Below are 20,835 nucleotides of genomic sequence, written 5' to 3' on the forward strand. Positions count from 1 at the left end.
GTTGGCACCACCACATTCCGCCCGCCCTATACGCCGATTTCCATGGGTGCGATTGCGGGTGAGGCACGCGGGCCCGTGTTCCAGCCCATTCGGCGCACGCCGATCCATGACTATCATGAGGCGCAGGGGGCCTATATGGAACCTGTCGGCCATTGGCGGCGGCCCTATTGCTACCCGAAAAACGGCGAAACCCATGCACAGGCGGTGCATCGCGAGGTGCTGGCGACGCGCAACAGCCTCGGCCTGCTGGACGCCTCGACCCTCGGCAAGATCCTGGTCAAGGGCCCCGATGCGGGCCGGTTCCTCGACATGCTCTACACAAACATGATGAGCAGCCTGAAACCGGGCAGATGCCGCTATGGGCTGATGTGCAATGAGAACGGCTTTTTGATGGATGACGGCGTCGTGGTGCGGATCGACGCGGACACATTCCTTGTCCACACCACCTCGGGCGGGGCCGAACACAGCCATGCCCATATGGAGGAGTGGCTGCAATGCGAATGGTGGGACTGGAAGGTTCACACCGTCAATATCACCGAACACTACGCCCAGATCGCCGTGGTTGGCCCGAACAGCCGCAAGATGCTGCAAGCGATGGGCGGTGACATGGATCTTAGCGCCGAAGCGCTGCCCTTCATGGGTTTTGCCGAAGGCCGTATCGGCCAATTTGACACCCGCGTCTTCCGGATTTCGTTCTCGGGGGAGCTTTCCTATGAAATCGCCCTGCCCGCCAGTCAGGGCCGCGCTTTCTGGGATGCGCTGCTGGAAGCCGGGGCGGAATATGACATCACGCCTTATGGCACCGAGGCGCTGCATATCATGCGGGCCGAAAAGGGCTTCATCATGATCGGCGATGAAACCGATGGCACCGTCATTCCGCAGGATCTGGGGCTGGACTGGGCGATCTCGAAGAAGAAAGAGGATTACCTGGGCAAGCGGGCGCAGGCGCGCAGCCACATGACCGACCCGACCCGCTGGAAACTGGTGGGGCTGGAAACCGTCGATGGCGGGGTTCTGCCCGATGGCTCCTATGCGGTTGCGGCCGGAACCAATGCCAATGGGCAGCGCAATGTGCAGGGCCGGGTGACCTCGAGCTACCTGTCGCCGACGCTGTCGCGCGGTATCGCCATGGGGCTGGTTCTGAACGGGCCGGACCGGATCGGCGAAGTGATCGAGTTCAACAAGGTCGATGGCAGCACGATGGCCGCGAAAATCGTCGATCCGGTTTTCTTCGACAAGGACGGGGAGAAGCAGAATGTCTGATACCAGCGCATTGGCGGGGGCGGTGGCTGATGGGGCCACACGGGTGGAGGAGGCCGGGTTGCAAGGCATGGTCACGCTCAAGGGCGATCTGGGATCGGCCAGGATGAAGGCGGCGCTGAAATCTGTCGGGCCGGGGCTGCCTGCGCCGCGCGGCATCGTCGAACATGATGGCCGCGCGGTGGCCTGGATGGCGCGTGACGAGGTGCTGATCTTGTGCCCGCACGCTGAGGCGGACAGCGTGGTCACCGAGTTGAACGCGGCCCTTGCCGGTCAGCATTTTCTTGCGGTGAATGTCTCGGATGCGCGCGCAATCTTCCGGGTCACGGGGCCGGGCGCACGTGAGGCGCTGGCCAAGCTCGCGCCCGTCGATCTGCACCCCGAGAGCTTCAAACCCGGCGAAATGCGCCGCACCCGTCTGGCGCAGGTGGCGGGCGCGATCTGGCTCAGCGATGCGGATCAGATCTCGGTCATCGCCTTCCGCTCTGTTGCGCGCTATGTGTTTGATATACTTGAGCTTTCGGCGCGGGATGATGCGGCAGTCGGCTATTTTACCTGACCCGGGTTGCGTGTGGTTGGCCGCAGAACCACCCGCGTGCCCGGATCGGATTTCGCAGCTTGTCGCCATCGGTGACTGACTGCAATCGTCGGAAATTTGCGGTTCCGGGCTTGACCTCAGGGCACCGGGCGCTCCATTTGTGACCCAGTAGAGACGCGAACAACAAGGGGCCGGACCAATGGCATTTGAACTTCCTGACCTTCCTTACGCTCATGACGCATTGGCCGATCTCGGCATGTCGAAAGAGACGCTGGAATATCACCACGATCTGCACCACAACGCCTATGTCACCAATGGCAATGCCGCGATTGCGGGCACCCAGTGGGAGGACAAATCCGTTGAGGAGATCATCACCGGCACCTATGAGGCCGGATCTGTTGCCCAAAGCGGCATTTTCAACAATATCAGCCAGCTGTGGAACCACAATCAGTTCTGGGAGATGATGGGGCCGGGTGCGTCCGCCATGCCCGGTGAATTGGAGGCGGCCCTGACCGAAAGCTTCGGTTCGGTCGATGCGTTCAAAACGCAGTTTTGCGCCGCCGGCGCGGGTCAGTTCGGATCAGGCTGGTGCTGGCTGGTGAAAAACGCCGATGGCTCGCTGGCGGTCACAAAGACCGAAAATGGTGTCAATCCGCTTTGTTTCGGTCAGACCGCGCTTTTGGGCTGTGACGTGTGGGAACATTCCTACTATATCGATTTCCGCAACAAGCGCCCGGCCTATCTGAGCAATTTCCTTGATAATCTGGTGAATTGGGAAAACGTCGCCAGCCGGATGTAATTCAGGCCCTGGCCAAGAAAATTTGAGGCCCGCTGGCAGCGATGCCGGCGGGCCTTTCCGGATCCGGCCAGGGCTGCCGATAGGGTCGCTTTCAGGGTCGGGCGCGGTGCAGGGCCTGCATCAGGGCGGGCACGTCGGAAATTGTCATGAAGAGTTTCAGCAGGCTGGCATCGGCAAAGCCCTGGGCCACGACATGATCCAGAAGATCGCTCAGCTTATCCCAATAGCCCACTGAATTCAGAAGAAAAATTGGTTTGTCATGCAGGCCCAACTGACGCCATGTCAGGACCTCGAAAAACTCATCCAGCGACCCGGCACCGCCCGGCAGCACCACGATGGCATCGGCATTCATCACCATGACCTTTTTGCGCTCATGCATGGTTTCGGTCACGATAAACGTATCCAGGTCGCGTTTGCCGACCTCAAGATTCAGCAGATGTTGCGGGATGACGCCAAAAGTGGTGCCGCCCGCTTCCATTGCGGCGCGCGCCGTGATGCCCATCAACCCGACATCGCCCGCACCGTAGACCAGACGCATTCCGGCCTCGGCCAGCGCGGTGCCCAGGGCGCTCGCGTGTTCTGAATAGGTCACGGTCGCACCTGCGCGCGATCCACAATAGACACAAACCGAATAAGTCATTGGTGTATTGCCCCAAGATATGGTGTTTTGACCCGTGATAGACCTGTTGCTAAGGTCGCACAACTGCGGGGCCCCCTCGGGGATGGCCCCCGCATTCGGGGAGAGCTGATAGGCATGGCATTCTGGTCCAATTTCGGCCTGAGCAACGGCATGGCGGCAATCGGCGCGGCGGCGACGGTGGCCGTGGCGGTTTTTGTGGGCGTCCAGTTTCTGGGTGAGGCAGACGCCCCCGCGCCGGATGTGCCTGTGCCAGTTGATCTGGCCGCGCTGCCAGAGCCACCCGTGGCCGAAGCGGAACCCGAGGCTGACATTGCGGTGGCCGCACCGGAGCCCGAGGCCGTGGAGGCCTCCGAACCGACACCTGAACCCGTTGTCATCACGCCAATTGCCCCAAGTTTCGATCTGGTGCGCGTCGATGCCGCCGGGGGGGCGGTGATCGCGGGGCGCGCTGCGGCCAATGCCGATCTGCGGCTGCGGCTGGACGGTCAGGAAATCCACATGGCCAGCAGCGACGGCACCGGGTCTTTTGTGGCCATGCTGTCGATCCCGCCTTCGGATCTGCCACAGGTTTTGAGCCTGGAAATGGTGCTGGAAGGCGGCGGCGTCCTGATCTCGAATCAAAGCGTGATAATCCAGCCGGCCACCAGCCTTGCAGCGGCGACCCCCGCCCCCGATGCGTCGCCGGATTTACCCCAGATCGACACCGACCTGCCAGCCATGGCCGGCACCACCGATCCCGCACCCGCCAGCGCCACGCCCCAGGCCCCGCAATTGACCACACCGGCCAGCCCGGCCATCCCGGCGGGGGATCCGCCGGTGGAATTGGCTGACGCCAACCTGCCGGATGCGACGGAGGCGGAGTCTGCCGCCGACATTGCGCTCGAAACGGCCACCGCACCTGTTGTGGAAAATGCCGAGCCCCCGGTAACCGAATTGGCCATGGCCGAAACACAGGAACCAGACGGGCCCGCGACAGGCGCGGCTCCGGCAGAAAGTGCGGCCGCCATTTCCGCGCCCGAGGCTGCCGTCACTATGCCCGATACCGGCATCGCAGATCCGGCAGTGCCAGAGGCTATTGCGCCCGAACAAGGCGCGCTCGCGCCTGCCAGCACCGACGCTGCCGCGCCACAGGTGCCTGTTGCAACAGGCATAACAGAGACTGCCAGAGAAACGGCGGTGGTTGATGCGGCCCCCCTCGTCGAGATCAACACCGCACCCGCCACGACGGGTGAGACCACTGCGCCCGAGCCGTCAGACCTGGTCCAAACCACTGTTCCAACTGCTGTGCCTGACATGGCAGAGGAGACAGCGGAAACCGCTTCCGTTGCCGAAGCAACCCCTGCGCCCGCTCCGCCGGTCACGACAACACCGCCAGCGGTGTCAGAGCTGCCGCAGGCTCCGGACGCGTCCGGCGTGCAAGGGCTGTCAGAAACCACCGAGCCCACCGAGCCGCAGGCCCCAACCGTCGCGATTGCCGAAGGAGCCACCGCAGCCACCGAGCCGCAGGCCCCCACCGTGATGATTGCCGACAGCCAGGGCATCCGTGTGATTCAGGCAGGCGGCCCGGAGCCGCAGGTGCAGGTGGTGCTGGATACCATCTCTTATGATGCGGCGGGCGAGGTGGTGCTGACAGGCCGCGGCCCGGCGCAGTCGGATGTGCGGCTCTATCTCGATAATCAACCCGTGCAACTGGCCCGGATTGACGCCGCCGGGGGCTGGTCCACGCAATTGCCGCAGGTCGATCCCGGCACCTATACATTGCGCGTCGATGAGGTGAGCGCGGCGGGGACCGTGCTCAGCCGTGTCGAAACGCCGTTCCTGCGTGAGGAACCGGCGGTGCTGGAGGCGCTGCCGCAGCGCGATGGCGTTTCGGTGATCACGGTCCAGCCGGGCCATACCCTGTGGGGCATTGCGCGCGATCGCTTGGGTGCCGGCGTGCTTTATGTGCAGGTCTATGAGGCCAATCGCGATCTTATCCGCGATCCGCACTGGATCTATCCCGGCCAGATCTTTGCCATCCCCGATATAGTGCCCGATCAATAACGTCGCTTTCGCAAATTCGCACAATCCGGTCGCCGCCGGGTGATCTGGTCATCCGGGCCGCTTGCGCCTAGGTATCACGTTCACCTGTAACAGAGCGAAAGCCGCGCATGCCCCCCAGCATCATCACCGACCAGCCCACAGGTGCCGAGGCGCGCCGATCCGGTCTGCGCACCATCCGCAAAGTGGCCCCCTATCTGTGGCCCGACGCGCATCCATGGGTGAAACACCGGGTATTGGGGGCATTGGCGATGCTGGTGGTGGCGCGGCTGATCTCGGTCTTTACGCCGTTTCTGTATGCCGATGCGGTTGACATGCTGGCCGGAGATCTCAGCCCCGAAAGAATGCTGGCGCTTGGGGCCATCGGGCTGACGGTGGCCTATGGCGTGGCGCGGGCGATGTCGGTCGGGTTCACACAGCTGCGCGACGTGATCTTTGCCAAGGTCGGCCAACGCGCGCTGCGGCAACTGGCGTTGGAGACGTTCCTGCATATCCATGCCCTCAGCCTGCGCTATCACATCACGCGCAAGACCGGGGGGCTGTCGCGCATCATCGAGCGTGGCGTGAAAGGTGTCGAGTTTCTGTTGCGCTTCATGCTGTTCTCCATCGGGCCGCTGATACTGGAGCTGTCGATGATCGGCATTGTTTTGGCGGTGCTTTTCGATATCTGGTATCTGGTTGTCGTCGCGGTCACCATTGGCATCTATATCTGGTTCACCTTCAAGGTCACCGAATGGCGGGTGAGGATCCGCAAGGAAATGAATGATCAGGATACCGATGCCAATCAAAAGGCCATCGACAGCCTGTTGAATTTCGAAACCGTCAAATATTTCGGGGCCGAAAAGCGCGAGGCCCAACGCTATGATGCGGCCATGGCGGGGTATGAGGCGGCCGCGCTCAAGACCTCCTATTCGCTCGGGTTCCTGAATTTCGGCCAGTCGGTGATCATCACCATCGGGCTGGTCGTGGTCATGGTGATGGCGGCCCTCGGCGTGCAGCGCGGCGAATTGACGGTGGGCGATTTCGTCATGGTCAACGCCTATATGATCCAGATCACCCTGCCGCTGAACTTTCTCGGCACCGTCTATCGCGAGATCCGGCAATCGCTGGTCGATATGGGCGAGATGTTCGACCTGTTGGGCCAGCCCGCCGATGTCGTTGATGCGCCTGGAGCGACCGAAATGGTCTGTCCGCATGGGGTGGTCGTGTTCGATAATGTCAAATTTGGCTATGACGCAGAGCGGCCCATCCTCAGGGGGCTGTCATTTTCGGTCGGTGCGGGCGAAACCGTGGCGCTGGTCGGCCCGTCGGGATCGGGCAAATCGACCATCGGGCGGCTGTTGTTCCGGTTCTACGACGTCGATTCCGGGGCCATTCGCATCGACGGCCAGGATCTGCGCGATGTGACGCAATCCAGCCTGCATGATCAGATCGGCGTGGTGCCGCAGGATACCGTTCTTTTCAATGACACGATCCGCTACAACATCGCCTATGGACGCCCTGATGCCAGCGTGGCCGAGATCGAGGAAGCCGCCCGCGCAGCCAAGATCGACGGCTTCATCAAGTCGCTGCCGGAAGGCTATGAAACCCAGGTGGGAGAGCGCGGGCTGAAACTGTCGGGCGGTGAAAAACAGCGGGTCGGAATTGCCCGGACACTGTTGAAGGATCCGCCGATTCTGCTGTTGGATGAAGCGACATCGGCGCTGGATACGGAGACCGAGCAGGAGATCCTGGAAGAGCTGAAGATGATGGGGCAGGGGCGCTCGGTGATCACCATCGCGCACCGTCTGTCTACGGTCGTCCATGCCGATCAGATCATCGTGCTGGAAGCCGGCCAGATCGCCGAGCGGGGCACCCATGAGGAATTGTTGGAACGCGGCGGGCGCTATGCCTCGATGTGGTATCGCCAGGCGTCGGAGCGCGATCAGGCGGTGCCGCGATTGCGGGCTGTGGCGGCAGATGGGTCCAGTTCAGGTGATCCGTCATTGCGTTAGGCCCGGGATGGAGCAGGTAGCGCAAAGATCGTCATGGCAAGGCTCTGACGAACGGCTGGACAGGTGCCGCCGCGCCTGAGCGCGCAGAAGGATCACCTCCGACAAAAAGCTATTCGGCCGCCCGCAAGGGTGCTTCCGGGGCAGGGCTTTCTTCTTCTTCTTCTTCTTCTTCTTCGCGGGTCTCATCCACGCGCGCGTCGGGGCCAAGCTCCAGTGTCACGACGGCAGGCTGCGGCGGGTCTTCCCACATGATCACCGGCAGGCGGGCCTGGCGCGCCGCCCGGGCCAGGGCCCAATCCTGTGCCCGCAGGCTCAACCGGCGCGCGCCCAACCGGCCCAGCCCGCGCGCCAGGCCCGCAAAAATCGTCACCGCCCAGACCCGCAGCGCCAGCAGCGACGGGGTCATGATCAGCGTCAGCACCGTGGCGATCCCGAGACCAAAGACAACCGCCGTTGCCAGTTGTTTCCACCACAGCGCTGTGGGGCTGTCGATCGTATAGCCGCCGGAGCCGAAATCGAGGCTGATACCATACATCATCGGTGCCAGACCGGCCATCGTGGTGATGGTGGTCAGCAGCACCGGGCGAATGCGGGCCTCGGCGGTGCGGGTGATGGCCTCGATCTTGGGCATGTAGCGGCTGTATTCCTGATAGGTGTCGATCAGAACAATGTTGTTGTTCACCACGATCCCCGCCAGCGCCACGATGCCGGTGCCGGTCATGATGATGGAAAATGTCTGGTCCATCACCATCATGCCGATCAGCACGCCGGTGGTCGACAAAACCACCGCCAGCAGCACCAGAACGGAATTATAGACGGAATTGAACTGCGCCAGCAAGATGATGAACATCAGGCCAAGCGCGCCCAGAAAGGCCTGACCCAGAAAAGCCTGGCTTTCCTCCTGCTCGGCCTGATCGCCGGCCCATTCCCAACTGACCGAGGCCGGCAGGGGGTTGGTTTGCAGCCATTCCGTCAGCACTGCGATGCGTTCATTGGCGGTGACCGGCACGGCGGTCAGCGCGCCGCTGCGCAGCCTGGCTTGCGTGGCAGCGGAGCCCTCGACCGCCTCGGTTTCCTCCAACCAGGTTTCGCCGGTTTCGGTATCGGTCAGCCGGGTCAGCCCGTCTTCGATATCAGAGCGCACCGAGAATACCCGCGCCTGGTCACGGCGCGAGATTTCGGCCAGTTGTGCCACCGGCCGGCGCGAGATGAAATTGGCCAGCGGCACAAGCCCGTCAGCCGTGCGCACCCGCAAGGTATCCAGCGTCGACAGCACCCGCGCCTCCTCAGGGAACCGCACCCGGATCTCAATTTCTTCATCCGAGCTTGGCACCCGCATCGTGTCCAGCAATATGCCGCGCGTGACCAGTTGCACCATCGCGCCCACGGTGACCACATTGGCCCCGTAGCGGCCCGCGGCTTCCACGTCGACGTCAATCTCCCACTCCACGCCGGGCAGCGGCAGGGTGTCCTCGATCAGGGTCAGGGCCGGTGTCGCGTTGAACCGGTCGCGGGCGATGCGGGTGGCTTGCTGCAATTCCTCCCAATCATTGCCCGACAGGCGCAGGCTGACCGGTTTGCCCGCAGCCGGCCCGCGCGAGGCGGCAAGGATCTCGGTTCGGATACCGGGGATCTGGTCCAGCCGGGTTTGCAGGCCCCCCAGGATGTCATCGCCGGGCGCGCGTTCGCCCCAGGGTTCCAGATCCAGCTGCACCTGCCCTATGGTGTCTCGCGGGGCCTCGGCACCGCCGGTATTGCTGTTCAGCCCGCCTTCGCCGGCAAAGGCAAAGACGTCGCGCACACCTTCGGTATCCAGCACGATGGCCTCGACCAGCCGCACCTGTGCGTCCATTTCCGCGACCGACAGGTTGCCACGGGCGCGGACATAGACGATGGCGTTTTCGGGTTCGGATGCGACGAAAAACTCTACCCCGTTATTGTTGTTCTGAAAGGTCACGAAAATGAAAACGACAAATGCAGCAACGCCACCAATGGCCACCAGCGGCATCACCGGGTTGCCGACAATGGCGTGGATGATCCAGCCAAACCAGCTGCGCCGGTAGCCCGCCCGGATCGGTTTCTCGCGCCTGGGCAACTGGACCGACCCCACCATCACCGACATCAGGATCGAGGCCGCGACAAAGAGCAGCCCGCCCGGAAGCATCGCCATGAAGGGGGTCGCCTCAGTGCTGGCAGGCAGCAGAACGCCGGGGCTGATGGTTTCCATCGCCGCCATGAACATCAGATAGCCCACGCCAACCGTGATCGCCGCGCGCAGGATCCAGAATGGCAAAACGCGTTTGACGACCGCCGTGCCGGTTTCAATCACGCGCGAGAACCGCGCCGCGACGCCGCCCAGAACCGGCAGATAGATCAGCGCCACAACCAAGGAGGCCGACAGAACGAAAATCAGCGTCACCGGCAGCATGCCCATGAACTCGCCGGGCACGCCGGGCCAGAAAAGCATTGGCAGGAAGGCACTCAGCGTTGTGGCGGTTGAACTGACGATGGGCCAGAACATCCGCTTGGCGGCATCGGTATAGGCCTGCATGGGCCGGGCCCCTTCGGCCAGCCGCCGGTCGGCATATTCGACCACCACAATGGCCCCATCGACCAGCATGCCGACCGAAAGGATCATGCCGAACATCACGATATTCGAAATCGTGACGCCCATTATGCCCAGTAAGATGAAGCTCAAGAGAAACGAGGTCGGAATGGCAAACCCCACCAGCAGCGCGGACCTTGTGCCAAGGGCGGCCAGCACCACGATCATGACCAACGCAATGGCGGTCAGAACCGAGCCTTCCAGCTGGCGCACCATGCTTTCCACTGTCACCGATTGATCGAGCGAGGTGGAAACCTGGACCGACTGGCGCAGTTCCGGGGGCCATTCGGCCTGTGCGGCCTCGATCTCGGAGCGCACCAGCGCGGCGGTGTCGATGATGTTGAAGCCAAGTCGCTTGACCACCTGCAACGCCACCGCGGTTTCGCCATTGAACCGCGCGGTTCCGGTCCGATCCTCATAGGTCAGGCGGATATCGGCCAGATCGCCGAGGGTCACGACACGATCCCCATTGACCTTGACCGGCAGGGCGAAAATATCCTCGGTATTGTCAAAGCTGGACGGGATCGAGACCGAAATCGCCCCGCTATCGGTGCTGACCTCGCCCACGGCTATCAACTGGTTGTTGTTCACAACCGCGTCGATCAGTTCGCGCGCGGTGACGTTATAGGCCTCCAGCGCCAGCGGGTCGATGATGACCTCGACCATTTCATCGCGGTCGCCTGCCAGACCGGCCTCAAGGATGGAGGGCAACGCCTCCAGCCGGTCCTGCAATTCCCGCGCCAGGCGCAACAGCGTGCGTTCGGGGGCATCGCCCGACAGCGCCACGATAATGATCGGAAATTCCGAAAAGTTGATTTCGTTGATCGAATAGGCTTCTGCGCCATCGGGGAACTGGGCCGAGGCATTATCCATGGCATCGCGCACATCGGCGATGGTGGCGGATTTGTCCCAGCCGAACTCGAACTCGAGAAACACGCCCGCATAGTTTTCGGCGGCGGTGGCCGAAATGGTGGTCAGCCCGTCAAGATCCTGAAACTCGCTTTCCATCGGCCGGACCAGCAGCCGTTCGCTGTCGGCGGCCGAAATGCCGGGGAAGGGAACCGAGATGAAGAGGCCCGGAATGTCGATATCGGGCTCACCTTCCTTGGGCAATCCGATATAGGCCGCCGCGCCGACCACGATTGACAGGATCACGAAGGCGACCACCATGCGCGCACGCGAGGCGGCCCAATCGACCAGGCCGGTCATTGCGTCAATTCCTCGAAATGCGGCTCGACCGGCACGCCGTCGGTGACAAATTCCTGCCCCACAATGATGACATCTGCCCGTTCCGGCAGGCCCGACAGCAGCACGCCATCGGCAGTGTCACGCAGCAAGGTGACGGGGGCGAACCGGGCGATCTGATTTTCATCCACGATACGCAGGCCCAGAATACCCGCATCATTCAGGGTCAGTGCCGAGGAGGGCAAAAGATGCGCCATCACGCCGTCAGATGCGATGATGATATCCGCGCTCTGGCCGTCTCGAATGGAAAGATCGGCATTGTCCACGGTGACTTCGACCCGAAAGGTGCGGGTTTGCGGGTCGGCGGATCGGCTGAGAAAGCTGACCGTGCCGCGCACCTGTGCGCCGGTTGCCAGCCGGGCCGCTGCGGCGGCCCCGACGGTCACGCGGTCAACCTCGGCCTCGGGCACGAACCCGACCAGTTTGATCGGGTCAAGCTGGATCACGGTGGCACAGAGTGCGCCGGGCTGCATCAGCGACCCGATCTCGGCAGTGTCGCTTTCCAACAGCCCCTCGAACGGTGCAAAGATCTGCAGGCGCTCAATCTCCTGCTGCGCACGCTGAACGCCGGCCTCGGCCGATTCGATGCCGCTGGTTGCAGCCTCGACACCGGCCCGGGCCGATTGGATGGCGGCCTGCGCCGCAGACACCATGGCGGCGGTCGAAACGGCGCGCGTTTCCGAGGCAAAGCCGCTTGCCGACAGGCGGGTGGCGGCGGTGTTGTTGATGTCGGCCTCGGCCAGGCGCGCCTCGGCCTCGGCCACGCGGGCGCGCGCCTCGGGCAGGCGGGCGCGCGCCTCGGACAGGCGGGCGCGGGCCTCGGCCAAGGCGGCGGCGCGGGTTCCGGGGGCGATCTGGCATAAAAGCTGACCCTCCTCAACAAAAGCCCCGGCCCGAATGGGCTGTGAGACGATCAGGCCCGAGGTTTCGGAGCGAACCTCGACCTGGCGCGCGGCTTCGGTCCGACCTCTGAGCAGAACGGCCGAATCCACCTCGGCCGCCAGCGACCGGCGCACCACAACCGACACGCGGCCCGAGGATTCTGCGACCGCATCAGCACTTTGGGCAGCCTCTGCCACGGCTTCCGTATCGATCACGACCTGGACCGGCTCTGCGCGGAAACCTTCGGCAAATGTGATCAAGCGTTCACGCTCCATCACCACGCCATACAGCACGGCAAAGACCAGAATGGCGGTCAGAATTGGAAAAAGTCGCATCGGTGCCTCATTTGGGGGCGCAAGCTAATGCCGCAAGATCGTAAATCAGGGTTCGTCCGGGAATTGCAACCTGTGCTGCATGTGCTGAACCGTTCCGTTCAGATTACTTTGGGTTCCGGTTGGCTGCAAGACTGAACTGTTCGGTTCAGATTTGCAGCTCCGGGACCGCTTTTCATGGCCGATGCCTTGGCAAAGGGCAGCTGTTCGCGGTAAGAGGCGAGGCGTGATGCAAAAGCTGCACGAAACAGCAACGATCTTGGGGCGGACATGGCCAATACCGACAGTTTCATTGAAGAAGTAAACGAGGAGCTTCGCCGCGATCGCCTGTTTGCGATGTTCAGGAAATGGGGCTGGATTCCGATCCTTCTGGTGCTGATTCTGGTCGGTGGCGCTGCTTGGCGCGAATATACGCTGGCGCAGCGCGAAGCCTCTGCGCGTGCCTTTGGCGATGCCCTTATCGGGGCGCTTGACGCAGGTGAAAGCGCCGAACGGCAGGCCGCGCTGGCCGCTGTCAGCACGGAAAATGAAACCGCGCAGGCGCTGTTGGCGTTGCTTCTGGCGGCCGAACAGGCCACCGGCAGTGACCGCGAAGCCGCCGCGGCGGGGCTGCGTGCGCTGGCCGATCGGCCTGATCTGGCACCGCGCTACCGCGATCTGGCGTTGCTGAAAGCGCATCTTCTGGATCCGCAGGAGCCCGCAGCGGCGTTGGCGATGCTGGATCAGCTGGCCTTGCCCGGCCGCCCCTATCGCCCGCTTGCGATGGAACAGCAGGCGCTGGTGCATATCGCTCAAGGCGATATCGAGGCCGGATTGACGCTGTTGCGGCTGCTTGAGGAAGACAGCCAGGCCACGCCGGGCTTGCAACAGCGCACAAGTCAGTTGATTGTGGCGATTGAGGCCGGATCGACCCTGCAAGACGCGCCTGCGCAAGACGCAGCCGAGGATGCGGGCGAGAATGACCCGGCGCAAGAAAGTGGGCCGCTATTGCCCGAAGCCCCCAGTGATGCGGGCACGCCCGATATCGGCGAAACGGGCGCAAACGAATAAGACCGGCGCGGGTGAAAAACCGGCGGCAGAAAGAGGCGACAGGCAGATGAGCAGGGTTTCAATCGGACTGATCGGACTTGGACTGTTGGCGGGTCTTGCGGGCTGTGCCGAACGTGAAGTGATCCTGGAAGGGGAACGTTTTGGCACCCGGGTGCCGCTCGAGGCGGCCTTTCCGGCGGAAGCAGGTGCTGAACTGCCCGCAGAACCCGCCCCGGATGCGCCGCGGCCCATCACGCTTGCTGCTCCTGTGAACCTCGATGCCTGGCCAATGCGCGCAGCCTCTGAACAAAACCTTATTCCGCATGTCGCGCTGGCGGCGGCCCCGGTTGAGATCTGGGTCAATAATATCGGCCAGGGCAATTCGCGCCGCAATCGCATCACCGCCGACCCGGTGGTGGCAAATGGCCGGATCTTCACGCTGGATTCCGATGCCGGACTGGTCGCGACCGGTTTGAACGGCGAGACATTGTGGTCCGTGAACCTGACGCCCGGATTTGAACGCGGCGGCGGCGTTTCGGGCGGCGGTCTGGCTGTGGTGGGCGGCGCGGTTTATGCATCGACCGGGTATGGCGAACTGGTCTCGCTTGATCCCGCAACCGGCAGTATCAACTGGCGTCAACGTTTGGCCGCAGGTATCACCGCGCCCACCGTGACGGGCAATTCCATCTATATCACCAGCCGCGACAGCCAGGCCTGGTCACTGGACCCCGAAAACGGGCGTATCCGCTGGCAATTGCCGGCCGGGGCCGCCGATGCGGTTCTGTCGGGTGGCTCGGCCCCGGCAGTGACTGACCGCCTGGTTATCTTCCCGTTCGGCTCGGGCGAGCTGGTGGCAACCTTGCGCCTGTCGGGGGTGCGGGTCTGGGGCACGGTCGTGGCCGGGGCCCGGCGCGGTGTGGCCTATAACAACCTCAACGACATCACCGGCGACCCGGTTGTTGTGGGCAATGTTCTTTATGCCGGCAACCAATCCGGCCGCGTCGTGGCGATGGAAGCGGCGTCGGGCGACCGGATCTGGACCGCACAGGACGGGGCCTATTCGCCAATTCTGCCCGCAGGAGACAGTGTCTTTTTCGTCTCTGACAGGAACGAGCTGATCCGACTGGATGCAGCTACCGGGGAACGTATCTGGGGCACTGAGTTACCGCTTTACGTGCGCGATCGGGTGCGGCGGCGCCAGGCGGTATTCACCCATTACGGGCCGATTTTGGCGGGCGGTCGCCTGGTCGTGGCCTCGAATGACGGGCTGATCAGGTTCTTTGATCCCGAATCCGGGGCTGAAACCGGACAGGTGGCGCTGCGTGGCGGAGCCGCAACCCACCCTGTCGTCGTCGATGGCACGCTGTATGTCGTTTCAGGTGACGGACGGCTGCACGCCTATCGCTAAGTTGTTTCGCTGACGCGACTCGTGCGGGCGGTCCCCGTCAGGCCCCCTCCGGGAACCCTCCGCGACCCGCATTGCCATGGATTGGCCGAACGGACAGGGCCAATGATGTCGGGTGGTCATAGGCCTCCATATCCCTGTGCAACCGCCATTGGCGGCACGTCGTGTCCGATCAGCTGCATGAGTATTTTTGCAAAGAAGAAGCTGGGGCCTTTTCTTCTGTCACCGGCTGCGGTATCCGGCGCGGTCTGTTAGCTGAAGGAATTGGGGCCGATGAGCTTTGTTCTGGCCATTGTCGGGCGACCGAATGTCGGAAAATCCACGCTGTTCAACCGTCTGGTGGGCAAGCGCCTGGCGCTGGTCGATGACCAGCCGGGCGTGACGCGTGACCTGCGTGAGGGCGATGCCCGCCTGGGCGATCTGCGCTTTACCGTGATCGATACGGCGGGGCTGGAGGAGGCCACCGATGACAGCCTGCAGGGCCGCATGCGTCGCCTGACCGAACGCGCCGTAGGAATGGCTGATGCCTGCCTGTTCCTGATTGATGCGCGCGCCGGGCTGACCCCAACCGATGAGGTTTTTGCCGATATCCTGCGACGGTCCGGAACGCCGGTCATCCTTGGGGCCAACAAGGCCGAAGGGCGCGCCGCTGAGGCCGGTGTGTTCGAAGCCTATCGTGTCGGGCTTGGCGATCCGATCGCGCTCTCGGCCGAACACGGTGAGGGGATGGCAGAACTCGCCGTGACCTTGGCACCGATGATCGATGCCGCCGCCGCCCGCGCCGAGGAAGCCGTGACCGATGTGGATGTCGAGGACGGGGAGGATGCGACCGCGCAGAAAAAGCCCCTGCAGATTGCCGTTATTGGCCGCCCCAATTCCGGAAAATCCACTCTGATCAACAAGATCCTGGGCGAGGATCGCCTGCTGACCGGCCCCGAGGCCGGGATCACCCGCGATTCAATCGCCGTGGCTATCAATTGGAACGGCACGGCGATGCGGATATTTGACACTGCTGGTATGCGAAAACGCGCCAAAGTTCAGGAAAAGCTGGAAAAACTCTCGGTTTCGGATGGGCTGCGCGCCGTGAAATTTGCCGAAGTCGTGGTTGTCTTGCTTGACGCTGCGATTCCCTTTGAGAGCCAGGACCTGCGCATTGCCGACCTTGCCGAACGCGAAGGGCGCGCTGTTGTCCTGGCAGTGAATAAATGGGATGTCGAGGAAGCAAAGCAGGAAAAACTGCGCGACCTCAAAGAGGCGTTCGAGCGCCTGCTGCCGCAATTGCGCGGGGCCCCTCTGGTGACGGTTTCGGCAAAGACGGGCCGGGGGTTGGACCGGTTGCAGGAGGCGATCATCAAGGCCCATGAGGTCTGGAACCGCCGCATTCCCACGGCGCGGCTCAATTCATGGCTGGCGGGTATGATTGAGGCGCATCCGCCGCCCGCACCGTCGGGGCGCCGGATCAAGCTGCGCTACATGACCCAGGCCAAAACGCGGCCACCGGGTTTCGTGGTCATGTGTTCGTTGCCCGAAAAACTCCCGGAAAGCTATTCGCGATATCTTGTCAACGGCTTGCGGGTGGACTTTGATATGCCCGGAACGCCGATCAGGCTGCATATGCGTTCACAGGCTGACGCCAATCCCTATAAAAACCGCAAGAAATCCATCCCCTCGCGGCTCACCAAGCACGTAAAAAAAGGGGCCACAAAGAAGGGCTGATAGCCTTCTTCTTTGTGCAAATACTCCGGGGGTGCGGGGGCTGGCCCCCGCATGGTCGGCGTGGCGAAGCCACGTCGAAACCCCTCTCAGGCGTTCGCGGCGCGAATCTTCTCTGCCGCATCCTTGTCAAAGGAAACGTCATTGGTTTCAAAGAGTTGATCCAGTTCACCCGACAGCATCATCTCAGTGATGATGTCGCAACCGCCGACAAACTCGCCCTTTACATAAAGTTGCGGGATGGTCGGCCAGTCAGAATAGTCCTTGATACCCTGGCGGATGTCTTCATCGGCCAGCACATTCACATCGGCAAATTCGACATTCATGAAATTGAGCACGCCCGCCACGCGGGATGAGAACCCGCATTGTGGCATCGTCTTGGTGCCTTTCATGAACAGCACAACATCATTCGATGTGACGGTTTCCTTGATCGTGTCTTGAGCGGTCATTGCCGACATTCCTTTGTCCTTCGCCCGCAGCCAGGCGAGTTTATTGTTTTATTCCGGGGCCTTGGTCGTCAAAGCCAGCGCGTGCAATTCGCCTGCGCTGCCATCCATCCGGCCCTTCAGGGCGGCATAGACGGCGCGCTGCTGCTGCACCCTGTTCTTGCCGCGAAAGCTTTCGTCGATCACTTCAGCAGCGAAATGGGTGCCGTCTTCGCCTTGCACATTTATCACCGCGTCGGGAAAGGCAATGCGGATCAGGGCTTCGATATCTCTGGCATTTATGGCCATGGGGATCCCTCTCTTGTCATCACAGAATGTAGAGCCGCACCCGGTGTCATGCAAGGCGAGGCGAGGCGAAATCGGCTGTGCACCAGGCGTGCACATCCTGTGCACACCGGGTGCAGATTTCGGGTCATGCGAACGCGGCACTGAAACTGCCACGATAGGCCGTCGCCAGATCCGCAAGCGCCGCCGCGCTGGCTCCCATGCGCACCGTGTCGCCACCAAACCGGCCCACGGTTTCAATCGGCACGCCAGCTTTGCCCGCCGCGATCATCAGCGCCTCGGCCTTGTCATAGGAACAGGCAATCAGATAGCGGGCCTGATCTTCGCCAAACAGCGTTTCGGTATCGCCGGCATCAAGGTTGACCCCGACACCCGAGGCTTCGGCCATTTCGAACGCGGCCATCGCCAGACCGCCATCGGCGAGATCCTGGCACATGTCGATCCATTGGCGGTTGTCGCGGATGAAATCACCATGGCGCTTCTCGGCCTCCAGATCGACCTGCGGCGCGTCGCCATCCTCGCGGTTGAACACTTCCGCCAGCAGCGCCGATTGCCCCAGATGGCCGCGGGTCTCCCCCACCAGAATGGCGACATGGCCGTCGCGCGCCGACCCGCCGATAAGATCACCCAGATGATCGAGCAGCCCGACAGCACCGATGGTCGGCGTCGGCAGAATGCCGGCACCGTCGGTTTCATTATAGAGCGAGACATTGCCCGACACGATCGGCATGTCCAGCGCCCGGCAGGCGGCTCCGATGCCTTTGATGGCACCGACGAACTGGCCCATGATCTCGGGCTTTTCGGGATTGCCGAAATTCATGTTGTCGGTGGTGGCCAGGGGGCGTGCCCCGGTCGCGGTCAGGTTGCGATAGGCCTCGGCCACCGCCTGTTTGCCGCCCTCATAGGGGTTGGCCTTGACATAGCGCGGCGTCACATCCGAGGTGAAGGCCAGCGCCTTGTCGCTGCCATGGATCCGCACCACGCCCGCGCCAAGCCCCGGCGCGCGCATGGTATCGGCCATGACCATGGAATCATATTGTTCATAGACCCATTGTTTGGCGGCATAATTGGGCGAGGATATCAGCGCCCGCAGCCCGTCGATAGGGTCGATACCCGGCACTGGCTCCATATCGCCCGCTGGCGGCGTTTCCACCCAGGGCCGGTCATATTCGGGGGCCGATCCCGACAGGGTGGCCAGGGGCAGATCGGCCATCACCCGGCCGCCATGTTCGACAATGAACCGATCCTCGGCGATGGTTTCGCCGACAATGGCAAAATCCAGGTCCCATTTGTCAAACACCGCGCGGGCGGCGTCTTCCAGTTCGGGGCGCAGCACCATCAGCATGCGCTCCTGGCTTTCCGACAGCATCATCTCATAGGCGGTCATGTTGTCTTCGCGCTGCGGCACCGCGTCGAGGTCGAGCCGCACGCCAAGCCCGCCCTTATCGCCCATTTCAATCGCCGAACAGGTCAGCCCGGCGGCCCCCATATCCTGAATCGAGATCACTGCGCCGGTCGCCATCAGCTCCAGCGTCGCCTCCATCAGGCGCTTTTCGGTGAAGGGGTCGCCCACCTGCACCGTTGGGCGCTTTTCCTCGATCGTGTCGTCGAACTCGGCGCTGGCCATGGTGGCCCCGCCGACCCCATCGCGGCCCGTTTTGGCCCCGAGATAGACCACCGGCATGCCGACGCCAGAGGCCGCCGAATAGAATATCTTGTCGGTATCGGCCAGACCGGCGGCAAAGGCATTGACCAGGCAATTGCCGTTATATGCGGCATGAAACCGGACCTCGCCGCCCACGGTGGGCACGCCGAAACAATTGCCATAGCCGCCGATGCCTTCGACCACGCCATGCACAAGCTGGCGGGTCCTGGGGTGGTCGGGTTCGCCAAAGGACAGCGCATTCATCGCCGCGATGGGGCGCGCGCCCATGGTAAAGACATCGCGCAGGATGCCGCCCATGCCGGTCGCCGCCCCCTGATAGGGCTCGATATAGGAGGGGTGGTTGTGGCTCTCCATCTTGAAGACAATCGCCTGACCATCGCCAATATCGACCACGCCGGCATTTTCCCCGGGGCCGCAGATGACCTGCGGGCCTGTTGTGGGCAGGGTGCGCAGCCATTTCTTAGAGGATTTATAGGAACAATGTTCGTTCCACATCGCCGAGAAAATGCCCAGTTCGGTGTAATTCGGCTCGCGGTTCAGGATGCGGATGATATTTGCGTATTCATCGCGCGACAGCCCATGCGCGGCGATAAGATCAGGCGTGATGGCCGGTTCCTGCATGGTCGTTAAATCCCCCGAGGCTGCTTTGGCGCCTCTTTAGGGCAAGCTCTGCGCGGGGGGAAGGGGCCAGAGGTCACAGGTGGGGGCACCAATCGGCCGTTTTGGCGGTTGCAAGCCCGCGGGTGCAACCAGGCCCCGCTTGCGTCGGAGGCTCGACAAAAAAAGAGGCCGAGCAAAAGCTCGGCCAAAGTCCAACAGGGAGGTAGTAAGAGCAACAGCGTTGCGCCTCACTGATTACCCAGATAGACAGCCGGGTTTGCCCGATCAAGGGAAAATTCGCCGCAACGCCGCATTGCTGCTATGCACGTTGCACATGGCTCACAGTATCGCGCCGGCGTTCAGCTTTCCTGATCCCGGCGGCGGCGGCGGTGGGCGATGATCTCTTCGGTGACGAAATCGCGGAAATTCTCGATGCGTTTGGAATGGCGCAGCTCTTCGGGATAGGCCAGGAAAACCGGCACTTCATTGCTTTGCACATCGGGCAGAACGCGGACCAGATCGGGGAAATCATCGGTCAGGTAATCGGGCAGCAGCCCGATGCCCAGATGATGCAACACGCCCTGCAAGACCCCAAAATAATTGTTTACGGTCAGGGTGTTGCCAATTTCATAGGACAGGATCCGCCTCAGCAGGCTGGCCCCGGCGCTGACCTGGGCCGCGTTGACGGCCTGGCTGATCAAACGGTGATTGCTCAAGCCCTCCAGCGATGTTGGTGCGCCGTGTTCGGCGATATAGGCGGAGCTGGCAAACAGGCACATCCGCACCGTCATCAGTTTCCGGCGAATCAGATCGGCCTGGGAGGGTTCTTTCATGCGAATGGCGACATCGGCCTCGCGCATTGGCAGATCCAGCACGCGTTCCTCCAGAATCAGGTCGATCTTGATATGCGGCGAGGTTTTGTAAAGCTGCGGCAGGCGCGGGGCCAGCCATAACAGGCCAAAACCGGCGGTGGTGGTGACGCGCAATTCGCCGAACACTTCCTCTTCGCTGTCGCGAATGCGGGCGACGGCGGTATCGAGCCGTTTCGACATCGACCGGGTGGCATCGAACAGAAGTTCACCCTGTTCGGTCAGGATCAACCCGCGCGCATGGCGGTGAAACAGCGTCGTGTTCAGGCTTTCCTCAAGCGCGCGCACCTGTCGACTGACCGCAGATTGGCTGAGATGCAGCGTGTCGCCGGCATGGGTCAGGCTGCCGGCATCGGCAACGGCATGAAAGATACGCAGCTTGTCCCAGTCCATTGGGCACCTGTCCTGTTTCGGTCTCTGGGGTCATCGGTTCGCTAGGCGCAACCTAGCCATGTTGATCTGATTTTCAACGATCAATGCGCGGCGG

The 20,835-nt window shown here is 62.5% G+C and carries 15 protein-coding genes; 8 read left to right on the forward strand and 7 right to left on the reverse strand.

The window, feature by feature from the left end; all coding sequences use genetic code 11:
- The 3 genes from ACW8PS_RS07905 to ACW8PS_RS07915 form a co-directional block, all read left to right on the forward strand.
- A partial coding sequence (locus ACW8PS_RS07905; RefSeq protein WP_491526808.1) for a glycine cleavage T C-terminal barrel domain-containing protein occupies positions 1–1,263 on the forward strand: 1,263 nt, incomplete at its 5' end.
- Positions 1,256–1,819, forward strand: a complete 564-nt coding sequence (locus ACW8PS_RS07910) for a sarcosine oxidase subunit gamma (protein WP_491526809.1) — start codon at positions 1,256–1,258, stop codon at positions 1,817–1,819. The genes ACW8PS_RS07905 and ACW8PS_RS07910, both read left to right, overlap by 8 nt.
- A gap of 178 nt (positions 1,820–1,997) precedes the next feature.
- On the forward strand, positions 1,998–2,597 hold the full coding sequence (locus ACW8PS_RS07915; protein WP_491526810.1) for a superoxide dismutase: 600 nt from the start codon (positions 1,998–2,000) through the stop codon (positions 2,595–2,597).
- Positions 2,598–2,688: 91 nt separating this feature from the next.
- Here ACW8PS_RS07915 and ACW8PS_RS07920 read toward each other — a convergent pair whose 3' ends face one another.
- Complete coding sequence (locus ACW8PS_RS07920) at positions 2,689–3,237, reverse strand: LOG family protein (RefSeq protein ID WP_491526811.1); 549 nt, start codon at positions 3,235–3,237, stop codon at positions 2,689–2,691.
- A gap of 114 nt (positions 3,238–3,351) precedes the next feature.
- Here ACW8PS_RS07920 and ACW8PS_RS07925 point away from each other — a divergent pair, with 114 nt between their 5' ends.
- Together ACW8PS_RS07925 and ACW8PS_RS07930 are read left to right on the forward strand one after the other, a co-directional pair.
- Positions 3,352–5,280: a LysM peptidoglycan-binding domain-containing protein gene (locus ACW8PS_RS07925; protein ID WP_491526812.1), complete on the forward strand. Its 1,929-nt coding sequence runs from the start codon at positions 3,352–3,354 to the stop codon at positions 5,278–5,280.
- A 107-nt stretch (positions 5,281–5,387) separates the two neighbouring features.
- Positions 5,388–7,271 (forward strand): ABCB family ABC transporter ATP-binding protein/permease, encoded by a 1,884-nt coding sequence (locus tag ACW8PS_RS07930; RefSeq protein WP_491526813.1) that lies wholly within the window; start codon positions 5,388–5,390, stop codon positions 7,269–7,271.
- A gap of 109 nt (positions 7,272–7,380) precedes the next feature.
- On the opposite strand, the gene ACW8PS_RS07935 is transcribed toward ACW8PS_RS07930, so the two are convergent.
- Both ACW8PS_RS07935 and ACW8PS_RS07940 read right to left on the reverse strand, forming a co-directional pair.
- Positions 7,381–11,085, reverse strand: coding sequence for an efflux RND transporter permease subunit (locus ACW8PS_RS07935; protein ID WP_491526814.1), 3,705 nt, complete (start codon positions 11,083–11,085; stop codon positions 7,381–7,383).
- Positions 11,082–12,338, reverse strand: a complete 1,257-nt coding sequence (locus ACW8PS_RS07940; RefSeq protein ID WP_491526815.1) for an efflux RND transporter periplasmic adaptor subunit — start codon at positions 12,336–12,338, stop codon at positions 11,082–11,084. The genes ACW8PS_RS07935 and ACW8PS_RS07940 overlap by 4 nt, the downstream gene beginning before the upstream one ends.
- Before the next feature lie 267 nt (positions 12,339–12,605).
- Between ACW8PS_RS07940 and ACW8PS_RS07945 the strand changes: the two genes are divergently transcribed.
- The 3 genes from ACW8PS_RS07945 to der all read left to right on the forward strand — a co-directional run bounded on the left by ACW8PS_RS07945 (position 12,606) and on the right by der (position 16,485).
- Positions 12,606–13,385 carry a tetratricopeptide repeat protein gene (locus tag ACW8PS_RS07945; RefSeq protein WP_491526816.1) on the forward strand — a complete coding sequence of 260 codons (780 nt, stop codon included), beginning with the start codon at positions 12,606–12,608 and terminating at the stop codon, positions 13,383–13,385.
- A gap of 46 nt (positions 13,386–13,431) precedes the next feature.
- A complete protein-coding gene (locus ACW8PS_RS07950; protein ID WP_491526817.1) occupies positions 13,432–14,772 on the forward strand; it encodes a PQQ-like beta-propeller repeat protein in 1,341 nt (446 codons plus the stop codon).
- Positions 14,773–15,042: 270 nt separating this feature from the next.
- A complete protein-coding gene (der, locus tag ACW8PS_RS07955) occupies positions 15,043–16,485 on the forward strand; it encodes a ribosome biogenesis GTPase Der (protein ID WP_491526818.1) in 1,443 nt (480 codons plus the stop codon).
- An 86-nt stretch (positions 16,486–16,571) separates the two neighbouring features.
- Here der and grxD read toward each other — a convergent pair whose 3' ends face one another.
- The 4 genes from grxD to ACW8PS_RS07975 form a co-directional block, all read right to left on the reverse strand.
- On the reverse strand, positions 16,572–16,931 hold the full coding sequence (gene grxD / locus ACW8PS_RS07960) for a Grx4 family monothiol glutaredoxin (RefSeq protein ID WP_491526819.1): 360 nt from the start codon (positions 16,929–16,931) through the stop codon (positions 16,572–16,574).
- 48 nt (positions 16,932–16,979) lie between these two features.
- A complete protein-coding gene (locus tag ACW8PS_RS07965; protein ID WP_491526820.1) occupies positions 16,980–17,216 on the reverse strand; it encodes a BolA/IbaG family iron-sulfur metabolism protein in 237 nt (78 codons plus the stop codon).
- A gap of 124 nt (positions 17,217–17,340) precedes the next feature.
- Positions 17,341–19,500, reverse strand: coding sequence for a phosphoribosylformylglycinamidine synthase subunit PurL (gene purL / locus ACW8PS_RS07970; RefSeq protein ID WP_491526821.1), 2,160 nt, complete (start codon positions 19,498–19,500; stop codon positions 17,341–17,343).
- Positions 19,501–19,838: 338 nt separating this feature from the next.
- Positions 19,839–20,741 (reverse strand): LysR family transcriptional regulator, encoded by a 903-nt coding sequence (locus ACW8PS_RS07975; protein WP_491526822.1) that lies wholly within the window; start codon positions 20,739–20,741, stop codon positions 19,839–19,841.
- Positions 20,742–20,835 lie beyond the last annotated feature (94 nt).

The organism is Alterinioella sp., assembly GCF_058343375.1.